Origin of the sequence: Companilactobacillus zhongbaensis (assembly GCF_003946515.1) — a bacterium.
Lineage (GTDB): Bacteria > Bacillota > Bacilli > Lactobacillales > Lactobacillaceae > Companilactobacillus > Companilactobacillus zhongbaensis.
Window position 1 is genome coordinate 1 of the sequence record NZ_RHOM01000047.1, and the last position, 12,049, is coordinate 12,049.

At 40.2% G+C, this 12,049-nt stretch carries 7 protein-coding genes, 27 tRNA genes and 1 rRNA gene; all 35 read right to left on the bottom strand.

The genetic code is table 11. From position 1 onward, the window contains the following. Positions 1 to 341: 341 nt before the first annotated feature. The 35 genes from EKM69_RS11470 to rrf all read right to left on the bottom strand — a co-directional run bounded on the left by EKM69_RS11470 (position 342) and on the right by rrf (position 12,019). A complete protein-coding gene (locus EKM69_RS11470) occupies positions 342 to 2,396 on the bottom strand; it encodes an LTA synthase family protein (protein WP_125711216.1) in 2,055 nt (684 codons plus the stop codon). A gap of 19 nt (positions 2,397 to 2,415) precedes the next feature. Continuing rightward, positions 2,416 to 3,447, bottom strand: a complete 1,032-nt coding sequence (locus EKM69_RS11475; RefSeq protein WP_125711218.1) for a lysylphosphatidylglycerol synthase transmembrane domain-containing protein — start codon at positions 3,445 to 3,447, stop codon at positions 2,416 to 2,418. Further along, the gene (locus EKM69_RS11480) at positions 3,447 to 4,481 is read right to left on the bottom strand and encodes a glycosyltransferase family 4 protein (protein ID WP_125711220.1); all 1,035 of its coding nucleotides are present in this window, start codon (positions 4,479 to 4,481) and stop codon (positions 3,447 to 3,449) included. Before EKM69_RS11480 ends, EKM69_RS11475 begins: the two co-directional genes overlap by 1 nt. Continuing rightward, positions 4,474 to 5,673, bottom strand: coding sequence for a glycosyltransferase family 4 protein (locus EKM69_RS11485; RefSeq protein ID WP_125711222.1), 1,200 nt, complete (start codon positions 5,671 to 5,673; stop codon positions 4,474 to 4,476). Before EKM69_RS11485 ends, EKM69_RS11480 begins: the two co-directional genes overlap by 8 nt. Before the next feature lie 73 nt (positions 5,674 to 5,746). Continuing rightward, positions 5,747 to 6,241 (bottom strand): QueT transporter family protein, encoded by a 495-nt coding sequence (locus tag EKM69_RS11490; RefSeq protein ID WP_125711224.1) that lies wholly within the window; start codon positions 6,239 to 6,241, stop codon positions 5,747 to 5,749. A 170-nt stretch (positions 6,242 to 6,411) separates the two neighbouring features. Beyond that, positions 6,412 to 7,062, bottom strand: a complete 651-nt coding sequence (locus EKM69_RS11495; RefSeq protein ID WP_125711228.1) for a deoxynucleoside kinase — start codon at positions 7,060 to 7,062, stop codon at positions 6,412 to 6,414. A 317-nt stretch (positions 7,063 to 7,379) separates the two neighbouring features. Then, complete coding sequence (locus EKM69_RS11500; RefSeq protein WP_164505938.1) at positions 7,380 to 9,188, bottom strand: DUF2207 domain-containing protein; 1,809 nt, start codon at positions 9,186 to 9,188, stop codon at positions 7,380 to 7,382. 197 nt (positions 9,189 to 9,385) lie between these two features. Further along, positions 9,386 to 9,470, bottom strand: a tRNA-Leu gene (locus EKM69_RS11505). Between the two features lie 35 nt (positions 9,471 to 9,505). Beyond that, positions 9,506 to 9,576 (bottom strand) — tRNA-Cys (locus EKM69_RS11510). Between the two features lie 19 nt (positions 9,577 to 9,595). Beyond that, positions 9,596 to 9,667 (bottom strand) — tRNA-Gln (locus EKM69_RS11515). A 6-nt stretch (positions 9,668 to 9,673) separates the two neighbouring features. Then, positions 9,674 to 9,746, bottom strand: a tRNA-His gene (locus EKM69_RS11520). Between the two features lie 15 nt (positions 9,747 to 9,761). Continuing rightward, a tRNA-Trp gene (locus tag EKM69_RS11525) sits at positions 9,762 to 9,832 on the bottom strand. A gap of 5 nt (positions 9,833 to 9,837) precedes the next feature. Continuing rightward, a tRNA-Tyr gene (locus tag EKM69_RS11530) sits at positions 9,838 to 9,920 on the bottom strand. A gap of 4 nt (positions 9,921 to 9,924) precedes the next feature. Continuing rightward, positions 9,925 to 9,997 (bottom strand) — tRNA-Phe (locus EKM69_RS11535). 5 nt (positions 9,998 to 10,002) lie between these two features. Next, a tRNA-Asp gene (locus tag EKM69_RS11540) sits at positions 10,003 to 10,076 on the bottom strand. A gap of 22 nt (positions 10,077 to 10,098) precedes the next feature. Further along, positions 10,099 to 10,172, bottom strand: a tRNA-Met gene (locus tag EKM69_RS11545). Between the two features lie 26 nt (positions 10,173 to 10,198). Beyond that, a tRNA-Ser gene (locus EKM69_RS11550) sits at positions 10,199 to 10,288 on the bottom strand. Between the two features lie 43 nt (positions 10,289 to 10,331). Next, positions 10,332 to 10,403: transfer RNA gene (locus tag EKM69_RS11555), tRNA-Glu, on the bottom strand. Between the two features lie 8 nt (positions 10,404 to 10,411). Beyond that, positions 10,412 to 10,499 (bottom strand) — tRNA-Ser (locus EKM69_RS11560). 8 nt (positions 10,500 to 10,507) lie between these two features. Then, positions 10,508 to 10,582: transfer RNA gene (locus tag EKM69_RS11565), tRNA-Ile, on the bottom strand. 14 nt (positions 10,583 to 10,596) lie between these two features. Continuing rightward, positions 10,597 to 10,667, bottom strand: a tRNA-Gly gene (locus tag EKM69_RS11570). A gap of 11 nt (positions 10,668 to 10,678) precedes the next feature. Then, positions 10,679 to 10,751, bottom strand: a tRNA-Phe gene (locus EKM69_RS11575). 5 nt (positions 10,752 to 10,756) lie between these two features. Then, a tRNA-Asp gene (locus EKM69_RS11580) sits at positions 10,757 to 10,830 on the bottom strand. Positions 10,831 to 10,843: 13 nt separating this feature from the next. After that, positions 10,844 to 10,917: transfer RNA gene (locus EKM69_RS11585), tRNA-Met, on the bottom strand. A 41-nt stretch (positions 10,918 to 10,958) separates the two neighbouring features. Further along, positions 10,959 to 11,032: transfer RNA gene (locus tag EKM69_RS11590), tRNA-Ile, on the bottom strand. An 8-nt stretch (positions 11,033 to 11,040) separates the two neighbouring features. Then, positions 11,041 to 11,114: transfer RNA gene (locus EKM69_RS11595), tRNA-Met, on the bottom strand. 28 nt (positions 11,115 to 11,142) lie between these two features. After that, a tRNA-Pro gene (locus EKM69_RS11600) sits at positions 11,143 to 11,216 on the bottom strand. Between the two features lie 11 nt (positions 11,217 to 11,227). Continuing rightward, positions 11,228 to 11,301, bottom strand: a tRNA-Arg gene (locus EKM69_RS11605). Between the two features lie 13 nt (positions 11,302 to 11,314). Then, positions 11,315 to 11,400, bottom strand: a tRNA-Leu gene (locus tag EKM69_RS11610). Positions 11,401 to 11,415: 15 nt separating this feature from the next. Further along, positions 11,416 to 11,487 (bottom strand) — tRNA-Gly (locus EKM69_RS11615). A gap of 4 nt (positions 11,488 to 11,491) precedes the next feature. Further along, positions 11,492 to 11,564: transfer RNA gene (locus EKM69_RS11620), tRNA-Thr, on the bottom strand. A gap of 66 nt (positions 11,565 to 11,630) precedes the next feature. Continuing rightward, positions 11,631 to 11,713, bottom strand: a tRNA-Leu gene (locus tag EKM69_RS11625). A 24-nt stretch (positions 11,714 to 11,737) separates the two neighbouring features. Then, positions 11,738 to 11,810 (bottom strand) — tRNA-Lys (locus EKM69_RS11630). Between the two features lie 8 nt (positions 11,811 to 11,818). Further along, a tRNA-Val gene (locus EKM69_RS11635) sits at positions 11,819 to 11,891 on the bottom strand. A gap of 11 nt (positions 11,892 to 11,902) precedes the next feature. Next, positions 11,903 to 12,019: ribosomal RNA gene (rrf, locus tag EKM69_RS11640) — 5S ribosomal RNA — on the bottom strand. Between the last annotated feature and the right edge of the window lie 30 nt (positions 12,020 to 12,049).

A 12,049-nucleotide genomic window follows, 5' to 3' on the forward strand; every position in this document is an offset into this window, starting at 1 on the left:
TTTTAACATGTTATCAACTATCTGTCAACAACTTTTTAAAATAATTTTCTTAGCAACTTGATGAACAAGTTCATCTCATTGCTTGTCGTTCCTTACCGGAGCAACTTAATTATCATATCGAATCATCAACCTCATGTCAACAACTTTTTAAAATAATTTTTCATCAAGCTAGCTCGCTTTCGCTTGCTAGGCTTGACGTTAATGCTCTCTCGCAACAACAAATAATATCTTACCAATAGACTCTAACTCATGCAACCCCTTTTTTGATTTTTTTCATTTTTTTCTGAAAATGATGAGCCAATAAAAAAAGACGCCGGCTCAATTGCCTGACGTCTTAGTGTTTATTTCAATTCTGGTGCATCTGTTTGGTATAGGTCTACTAATGACTTGTTATCATTCTGTGCTAAGAGACTCGTTCCATTCTTAGTCCTTGCCTTCTTTAGTTCTTTGAGAGCATGACTCTTCTTGTAGTTATAGTCCTTCTTATCGACCTTGGTAAATCCTTCAGGGTTATAGAACCTTAATAGATCTCCATTGATAACACGATCAGATAAGGATAGCTCTGTGGTGACCTTATTGGATAGTTTAGACTTTTCGGCACTCGAGATCTTCTTGTCTACTTTACCATTCTTAGTATTGTAGTATGTGCTTCCTACTTTCGTCACAGTTGGTGTGACGAAGTCACCATTTCTAAAGGCAACGGTTTGCGGATGTTCTGGAGATAGTAAATCACTACCGAATTGGATCATATTACTATCATCCACTCCTAGTAAGTTCAAAAGTGTTGGTAAGACATCAATTTCACCACCATAAGTATGGTTGACTCCACCCTTTAGTCCATCCATATGGATCATGAAAGGCACTCTTTGATATTGAGCATTGTCAAAATCATCAAAGTCTTTGATCCCGGTGAGCTTGGCCATGGCCTTCTTATGATTATCAGAAATACCATAATGGTCACCGTAAAAGACAACCATACTATTCTTATCTAAGCCAGTTGCTTGGAGCCAGTCCATGAATTCACCGACTGCTTCATCAAGATAACAAGCAGTTTGGACGTATCCATCTACAGTGCTATCGCCAGTATCTGTCTTACTAATAGTTTGATTCTTCTTATCCAAAGTATATGGATAGTGGTTAGTAACTGTGATCAATTTAGCATAGAAAGGTTGTGGGAGCTGTTGGATATATGCAGCAGAGTCTTTTAAGAAAATCTTATCCTTCATACCGTATCCTATGTTGTAACTCTTCTTTTGTTTGTAGTAACTAGAACTAAAGAAGTAGTCATAACCCCATGACTTATAAGTATTGTCACGATTCCAGAAACTTGGAACATCCCCGTGGAATGAGGCTGTTGTGTAACCTTGTTGATCCAAAATAGCTGGAGCTGCCTGGAAAGTATTACTTGTACCATCTGTAACCATTGCTGATCCTTCTGGTAATCCAAATAATGAGTTTTCAAGCATTAACTCAGCATCGGCAGTCTTACCTTGTCCAACTTGATTGAAAAAGTTGTCGAAAGATAAGGTGTCGTTTTGATGATAAAGCTTATTCAAATTAGGTGTTACTTCTTGTCCATCCCACTTGTAGTCGATCAAGTATTGTTGGAAACTTTCCAAATGAATGATAAAAACATTCTTACCCTTGGCAACGCCAGTATATTCGGCATTAGGTTGGGCATAGTTGTCCTTCATATACTTCTTGATCGAATCAAGGTCGGAACTCTTTGATTGTGCCTTAACAGCACTAGTTTTAGTAGTTTTAATAACATCATAAACATTAAAAGCGTTAAGTCCTAAATACTTAACGATATAGTTGTTATCAAAAGTTCTTGTTAAAAGTCCTGAACGGTCTGATTGGGCCAATGTTAAGTTAGCACCAAACAATAAGACAGCTAAACAGCTGACTAAGACGGGAATCCGCCATTTTAGTCGTTTAATGTCCATGCAAATAACCTTGAAGGCTAGCAGCAAGATCAAGATAAGTACATCTAGGAAGACTAGGAAGTCTGTTGGTTTAACGATTCCTAAGATACTCTTACCTAAGTTATTGGAAACAGCTCCTGATCCTTTGATCAAGACCATAGTTAAGAAATCAGAAAATTCTCGGTAATACAAGATGTTCGAGAATAGCCAAACTGAATCTAGAAAGTCGATGATCAATAAGAAAATATAAGACTTCCTACCTTTCATGTACAAGGCTATCCCAAACAGTAACAACATGACGGGAATCGGGTTGATGACCATCAAAAAAGTTTGAAGTGAGCCTTTGACACCCAGGTTAAACTTCGTCGTATAGGCATAGACTGTTTTGATAGTGTACAAAACAACAGCCAAGATGACGAAGCCTAATCTAGTATTTAAAAAATTTGACAAGCTTTTTATAATACGCTTCATTTGTTTTCGCTCCATAATTTTACTTTAGCGTGATATTTCTTTTCTTTAAATTTGGTTTCTTAGAAATACCTATCAGCCCCAAAAACATACCGAAGAAGTATGTAATAAATCTCCATAAAAACATAGCTAAAATTAATCCCGAAGCCGATGGAATAAAGCCGGCAAATAAAGCTTTGAAACTAACTTCTGCCCCACCAGTTCCCCCTGGTACTGGGAAAATCGAAGTGATCATAACGATCATGATCTGCATAACTATGACATCTAACATACTAACATGAGTCACATTCAGAGACAGTAATACAAAGTAAACTACCAGATAATACAATAGCAGTTGCAAAAAGGTCAGCAAAGCAGCCTTTATGACCTTTTGCCTTTCCTCTTTCAAAACTAAGCTTTCTTTATAAAAACTATCAATACTACGATTAGCTGATTCTAGAATTTTATCACGTTTTGCTTCTTTCAGGAAAAATAAAACTGGTTTCAAGACTACTCGAACCATCTTTTTCGTGAAACTATAATAATACATTATCATTAGCAAAAAAGATATCGTAACTACGTGGATCACTAATCCAAAGACGATCATCAATGCTAGTCCACCAAAATGTTTCGCGACGCTTTGGAAACTAACGACCATGGCAACGATGAAGTTGATCAATACCATCCCTTGGTATATCACAAACTTCATCAGCAAAACAGAACTCGCGCGTCCACCATCGATCTTTGATTGCATCATCCCTACTAATTGGGCTGGTTGACCCCCCGCCGAAAAAGGAGTTATCGCATTAAATAAAGCTTGGATCAAAGGAATACGATACATTTCCCACCAGCCAAACTTTCGATCGTTCTCCTTTTTGAGAAGCGTGTGCAAAACCCAGGCTTCAACAGCATAAGACAACAACATTGAAGCAAACGCCACAGCAAGCCAAAAGAAATTGAGATTTCTAAAGGTGTGAATCATGTGATCAAAGTCGATCTTTCTCGCTTCCCACCAGAAGATCCCCGCACTAAGCCCCAACATTATTAATAATGCAAAAATGTTTTTTCTACTCATTATTTATCCTGTTTATACAATTTGAATTGATCATTATAAAACTCATGCCAGATCTTACTCAAATGATCTTCTGAGTAATAACCTGCTGCATTCAAAGACTTCTCTTTGAAATCATTCAACAGAGCACGATTGTTGCAAGCTTTACGAATAAAGTCACCCATTTCAGCACGGTTTTCAGCCGGTTGATAATAGCCATCAATAATAGCTTGGTAAAGTTCTAAATTACGTAGCAAAACCGGTGCTCCACAGCTGAATGCTTCAAGCACTGACATTGGGAATAATTCATCGTAAGATGGCAACAAGAAAATGTCACAAATATTATAGTAGTTCACTAGGTCGTTTCTATCAACGATACCAGTAAAAGTCATATTATCGGGAGCATTTTCGATCATTGCCTTATAACGATCATATCCATCAGTAATTTTACCAAATGAAAAGCCACCAGCCCAGACGAATTGAATATCAGGGTTTTCTTGCGCTAGCTTGTAAAAGTCATCGATCCCTTTACGTTCTTGGACTTGACCATCGCCGAAGACAACGAATTTATCTTCTGGGATACCGATTTTTTTGCGGAACGCTGCTTTTTCTTCAGGTGTCTTTTCGTAAAAATTCTTTGTGGAAACAAAGTTAGGAATATATTTTATTTTATCGCGCACTAAACCATGCGCCACTAGCTTGTCAATAAAAGTTGGATTAACAACTACGATCTGGTCCATCCGTTTATAAAAACTAATGACGTACTTGTAAAAAATCTTTCTAAATAACTTTGGTAATTTGATACTACCCTCAAGTGTTTCTGGCAAAAAATGAACGTAGCCGATCTTGCGACCTCGTTTCTTGGAAAAAGTCGACAAGTAAAAAGTCGGATTGATCGTATGATAGTGACTGAGGTCGGAGCGACCATATTGGTTGATCTTAATATCGAACTCATCACTAAAACGACTCTTCAGTAAGTTGATCAATTCAAGGTAAGCACTACCCACACCTTGACCAGCTACTTTATCTGCCGTCGAAAACATGGTGATCTTAATCATTAGAATACTCCTCTGGATCTATGGTTGAATTAGACAATTTTTCACGGATAAAGTACTCTTGTGCTCCGTGATAAAAACCGATGATCGAATCACCGAACTTATCTGAAGAAATATTGTAAAGGATCCGTTGACGAGCATCCCTATCATCGAATGAATTCGGATGATCTAAATAAGCTAGGATCTTCGGAACTAATTGATCATCTTGATTAAAAGTTACCCCGACTGACGGATCAGTCAACAATTGATCAGTATAAGGCGCACTTCTAACGACAATCTTTAATCCTGAAGCAATTGCTTCAATATAAGTTAATCCTTGTGATTCAGTATCACTGGAAGACACAAAAATATCTGCCATATGATAATATGGCGAAATCTTGTCATGTTCGACTTCACCAGTAAAAATAACACTATCATCGATCTGGAGATCTTTCGACATTTGAACTAATTCATCCATGTCAGGTCCACCACCGACGATGACTAGCTTGAGTTTTGGATCATGCTTTAACAACTCAGGCATACTATGTAAGACGTGATCGATTTTTTTCTCAAGAGCAATCCGGCTTAACATCAAAATCACTGGCGTATCTTCGGAAATACCTAGTTTCTGTCGAACAACTGAGGCATCTACTGGCTTGGTATATTCTGAAAGATCGACACCTGTTGGAATAATCGTAATTGGCGCTTCGATCTGATAACGATCAAGCGTTGCTTTTACTTGTTTACTCGGAGCCACCACCCCCGACGCGTTCTTAATGAACATTCGAGACATTTGCTTAACGTGATAAGGCTTCAGCAAATGACCGTTGAGCACATAGTGTAAGTAATCCTCATACATAGTGTGATAAGTATGTACAAATGGGATCTTAAGTTGCTTGGCAACAAACTTTCCAATTAGTCCTAGAGAAAACTCGGTCTGTGTATGAATAACATCGAGCTTCAGCTCTTTAGCCAAATCAACGGCGTGAAACATTCCTCTGACTGCAATTCTTCTATCAGTGAAAGAAATGAAAGGCACGCTACCTAATCGAAAAATATTTGGTTCAATCGTTGACTTCGAAACACTAGGATCAGTCGTTGTAAAAATATAAACTGAGTGCCCTTTGCGTTCTAAGTCGTTCTTTAAGGTTTGAATTGAAGTGGCAACTCCACTAACTTGAGGGAAATACGTATCGGTAAAGATTCCGATATTCATCAAAACATCTCCTCATACTATTTATATTGTTGATTATAACAAAAAAGGAAGACCTAAATCTCCCCACATGCTGTTATTTGATTATTCTGGCAAAATTATTGTTTCTCATTAATAATACGAAGATCAAAGTTCCAATCAAAACGACCACGAATTCTCCAGCAGCAACTGTTCCTGCTGACATCCAAAATGGAAGTTTCAAGACGAAGAACAATTCTGCTCCGACGATCAAGCCATTAACTACGGCACAGATCACTGAAACTAACCAGATCAAGGCTTTTTTATTATTGATCAAAACGATCAATAAACAAGCAATCGTAGTAGCCAAAGTACCAAAGACTAAATCGGCTACCCCCAAAGCTGGACTAAACAAATTGGCTATCAAGCAACCAATGATCAACGACCAGCTGAACTTCGGATTAAAGAAAACTAACAACATCAAAATTTCTGAGACCCGAAATTGAATTGCTCCATAAGAAAAAGCCGATATCCCTGGAGTTAACGTTAAAGCAACGTACAAAGCTGCAACGATTGCCAAACGTGTAATATCTTTCGTTCTTAAATTATGCATAATAAATCCCTTTCACGGTTTTGTTAGGGCAGGTTACCAGTGGAAACTGCCAATTATCAATCATAACGTGTTTATTAATTATAAGCAAATGAATCTATCAAAATATCGTCTCCATCGCAAAAAAATAGACGAACCCAGAGGCTCGTCTAAAAAGCTTTTTAAATTTATCTTTACATCTTAGGAAGTAGATCACGTTCGCTAAGTTTTGTATCGATCTGATTCAAGACGATTTGAAGATCGTCAGCATTTTCAACGTAATCGAGTTGATCACCATTGATCTTCATCTTAGGACTGTAATCATATTGATCATACCAGTCGTCATATCTGCTCAACAAATTGTGATAATAATCAACTAAAGTAGGATCTTGTTCTGGTTGTTCATAGTCACGACCACGTTTTTGGATACGTTTGATCATTGTGTCATATGAAATATCGATGTGGATCAATAGATCAGGTGCCTTTTTAGCAGCTGCATATGGCAATTCTTGCATCATGTTTTCCAACAATTCATCGTACACTTTAACTTCTTGTTGAGTTGCACGACCCATATCTGCATTCATGTGGAAGAACAATGCGTCCTCATAAATTGAGCGGTCCAAAACATTGTTATCATCAGCTAAAGCTTGTTTGATAGATTCAAAACGCTTGTTCAAAAAGTAGATTTGCAATAAGAAAGCATATTGCTTAGGATCCTTATAAAATAATGGCAAAACTGGATTATCATCTACTTGTTCATAGAAAGCCTCAGTTCCCAAATGTTTTGACAAAATTGTTGCTAAAGTACTCTTACCAGCACCAATTGTGCCGCTTAATACGATCATCATTATATTCCTCCATCCGATCTTAAAAAAATCAACGAGTAATATCTTACCACTCAGGCCATATGTTGTATATACATTTCCGCAAAAATCTATATATAGTATTTTTATAATTAAATAAAGACTATCACGTCAGTGTTTTCCTCAAAAAAAGACCCTCACAAAATTGTGAGGGTCCTCTCGTCAATTCCCTTTTTCGTTCCAGTGAATATAATACCAATTCAATATAACATTGACGTTACAAAACTATTTCTTTATAACTTTTTTAATTGAGTTTAAAAAAGTATTAAGGCATAGTCATTAATGGCGTCAAATGTGACTTAAAATGCCCCGCCACCTGAGCCTCCGCCAAATCCTCCAGAATTTCCACCACTGAATCCACCACCTGAATAACCATTAGTGCTAGAAAAATCTGAGTTAAGAGTTTTATCAAATGAATCATAAGAACTGTTGACGATCTGTCCAAAGTTAGTCATAGCCGCGTAGTTAGTGAGACCAAAGTAATAGTAACCAATAATTGGTTCATCATTAACAATCTGCTCACCAAATTTGAGTTTCAAGGCATCAATCACCTTTTTCGAAACACCAAATGCGGCAGCATATGGCAAAATTTGCTCCCACAGGATCAGATCACCGACTTCTGCCACGTTAATGTCATTAATATCCCGCAACATCTGCCGGAAGCCTTTGAATTCATTAGCTTTATTGATACCTAGTTGAGTGTATTCAATGATCCGATAATGGCAAACTATTTTGACTGTAGTTGCAACAATGATAGCTACCAGTGCGGTCGGTATCGCAAATAAAAGTCCCTTAGGCATCATAGCTAAAATAACCAATACTAAGACAATTGCCAAAATAATCGTCGTTATTAAGAAAACAGAGGCTTTTGAGTTTAGCTTTTCGTTAGCTTTGCTGAAGTATTTATTGCGATCCTTATCGTTTTTATCTTGCCAATTTTGATAGTAGTAATAAATATCAGAGTTCTTGGACTTCTTGATTGATGACATCTTAACGGATTTTCCATCACCGATCTCACGGATCAAGAATTTAAAGAACGCATCTGCATCGTCACTCTTTAATATGATCTCGTAATCATGGTCGAGTTGTTTCAAATCTAAACGCTTATGAGCCACTTCATTGAGTAAATCACCTGTTAATCCCATGAAATCAGTGTGATCTGTTTTTTTAACGATCATTCTGGCAACACTAGGACTGACATCTGGGATCTCAAACCAATGATGCAATGGAATCGGCTTTTTAATGTTCGTATCAGGATTGTTCTTCCATGCGCGTAAAATTCTCCAGAGTAAGAACAAGAAGACGATTGCAAAAATCGGGATCAACGCATACACCATTGCCTGATTTCGTGCACGTTTTTGATTGGCAGACTCCGCATATGCTTTTTCTTCTTGAAGAGCTTGATCCAGTATCTCCTTACCGACCACGTTAGTGTTGTTGATCGTAACACTATCTGGGAACAATATCCGGCTTTCAACGAAAGTATGGTCGCTTAAATTGTCGACCGTTAACGTGACCCGACCCTTTTTAGCATTGACCTTAGTTTCCCCATTCAACGGACCGTGTGCAAAAGCACGCAGTTTGCGGACGTTTCCTTGTGGCAGTTGGAATGTTATCTTAGCATGGTCGATATCATTATCCCAGTTTCCACCAATAACTTTCCAGTTGATCTGAGCGGTATCGAGATAATTAGTTACTGCCCCATTTATTTTATAGCGATACGTAAAGGTAGCAGGACGATCAGAGATCTTGTGATAAATCTTGATCTTCTTGTAATTTTCAGTGTTATCGATTGAATAAGTGTTATTAGCCCCACTGTTCGACTTTTTCACTGGGATTTTTTGCTGTGACTGCTCGACAGTAACAGTTGGATCCGACATACTTTTGATGCCCTTCACGTCAGCATTGTAATACACACCATTGAAATCACCGTCAAAATCATAAGTTATCTTCTGAACCACATCAGCATTACCAGCATCATCGATCTTGATGTCCATGATGTAATCGTTGATGTCGTATGAATCTTCAGCTAATGCCGGTGAAGAAATGGCAAAAAAAGCTATTAAAGCCGTAAAGAAACCTAAAAACAAACTCCACTTTTTCAACATAATATCCCCTCTATCTTGGTTATAGTATATCAAAGACATTGGTTGAATAAAGATAGTTCTGGTTGATCTTAACGTTGCGATTATATAGTAGTTATTTTTGATTACTACTACGCTTACTGTATGCTGAAAAACTGAATTTGAGGTCAAAAAAAAAGATCATCTCATAAGAGATGATCTAAATAATTGCTTGAAATCTATACCGGTGATCGGGGTCGAACCGATACTCCTTATACAGGAACGGGATTTTGAATCCCGCGCGTCTGCCAATTCCGCCACACCGGCATGGTGTGTATATTGAGTACTTAGGCATAAGCCAAAGGCGGTAACCGGATTTGAACCGGTGATGAAGGTTTTGCAGACCTCTGCCTTACCACTTGGCTATACCGCCATATTCAATTGTGGAGCAATTGGGTTAGCTGGATTCGAACCAGCGCATGATGGAGTCAAAGTCCATTGCCTTACCGCTTGGCTATAACCCAATGAAGGGCGGTATGTGGGAGTCGAACCCACGTGTGCCGGTGCCACAAACCGGTGTGTTAACCACTTCACCAATACCGCCATAATATTAGTAAACAGGGATAGTAGGAGTTGAACCCACACTGATGGTTTTGGAGACCATAGTTCTACCATTAAACTATATCCCTATCTATGGAGGGGAGTGGATTCGAACCACCGAACCCGAAGGAGCGGATTTACAGTCCGCCGCGTTTAGCCAGACTTCGCTACCCCTCCAAAATGGCGCGGGACGGAATCGAACCGCCGACACATGGAGCTTCAATCCATTGCTCTACCAACTGAGCTACCGAGCCATTAACGGTCCCTGCGGGAATCGAACCCGCGATCTCCTGCGTGACAGGCAGGCGTCCTAACCGACTAGACCAAGGAACCAAATTACTAAATACAAAACAAATTGCGGGAGCAGGATTTGAACCTACGACCTTCGGGTTATGAGCCCGACGAGCTACCAGACTGCTCCATCCCGCGATGATATTAATAACCTTTGTGTTGTAAGGAGGATGTGGGATTCGAACCCACGCGCCGATTTCTCGACCTGACGGTTTTCAAGACCGTTCCCTTAAGCCGGACTTGGGTAATCCTCCATGCTTAATGCTAAAAATATAATATATGATACGAATGTATCAATGACCCCTACGGGATTTGAACCCATGTTACTGCCGTGAAAGGGCAGTGTCTTAACCACTTGACCAAGGGGTCATATAAAACGGAGAAGGAGGGATTTGAACCCTCGCGCCGCTTACGCGACCTACACCCTTAGCAGGGGCGCCTCTTCAGCCACTTGAGTACTTCTCCAAATTTAGTGGGCCTAAATGGACTCGAACCATCGACCTCACGCTTATCAGGCGTGCGCTCTAAACCAGCTGAGCTATAGGCCCATAACAAGTGGCAAAGCGGGTGACGAGAATCGGACTCGCGACTACAGCTTGGAAGGCTGTCGTTTTACCACTAAACTACACCCGCATTACTATTCATGGCGCGGGACGGAATCGAACCGCCGACACATGGAGCTTCAATCCATTGCTCTACCAACTGAGCTACCGAGCCAATTACGGTCCCTGCGGGAATCGAACCCGCGATCTCCTGCGTGACAGGCAGGCGTCCTAACCGACTAGACCAAGGAACCATATTACTAACAATTGCGGGAGCAGGATTTGAACCTACGACCTTCGGGTTATGAGCCCGACGAGCTACCAGACTGCTCCATCCCGCGATAATAATAAAATGAATATATATAAAACTTTATCCCTACAATGGACCTTGTAGGATTCGAACCTACGACCGAACGGTTATGAGCCGTTTGCTCTAACCAGCTGAGCTAAAGGTCCGGAATAAATAGCGGCGAAGGGGATCGAACCCCCGACCTCCCGGGTATGAACCGGACGCTCTAGCCAGCTGAGCTACACCGCCAAAAACAAAACAATCTAATGATTGCTAATCGGGAAGACAGGATTCGAACCTGCGACCCCCTGGTCCCAAACCAGGTGCTCTACCAAGCTGAGCCACTTCCCGAGATAAAACAATGCACCCAGTAGGAGTCGAACCTACAACCTTCTGATTCGTAGTCAGACACTCTATCCAATTGCGCTATGGGTGCATATTCACTATAGTGCCGAGGACCGGAATCGAACCGGTACGGTAATCACTTACCGCAGGATTTTAAGTCCTGTGCGTCTGCCAGTTCCGCCACCCCGGCATAATCTATAGTGAAAGCGGAAGACGGGATTCGAACCCGCGACCCCCACCATGGCAAGGTGATGTTCTACCACTGAACTACTTCCGCAAAATGCCGACTAGAAGATTCGAACTTCCGACCCCCTGTTTACAAGACAGATGCTCTGCCAACTGAGCTAAGTCGGCATAATTACTATATTAATTATGCAAGCTATTTTATTGTGAATGCATTTGCAACATGCTTCATTGCAATACGGGTGAAAGGACTTGAACCTTCACGTCCATTGGACACTAGAACCTAAATCTAGCGCGTCTGCCAATTCCGCCACACCCGCATTGTGCGTATATTTTGTTGCAAATGAGCCGTGACAGGTTCGAACTGTCGACCCTCTGATTAAAAGTCAGATGCTCTACCAACTGAGCTAACGGCTCGTAATGGATGGAGGATACAGGGATCGAACCTGTGACCTCCTGCTTGTAAGGCAGATGCTCTCCCAGCTGAGCTAATCCTCCATTATTACAAAGCGTGGCAACTACCTATCCTCGCGGGTAGTTTCCCACCAACTACTTTCGGCGTTAAGAAGCTTAACTTCTGTGTTCGGCATGGGAACAGGTGTATCCTTCTTGCTATCGCCACCACACTTTGGTGCTCGTACCTTCAAAACTAGATA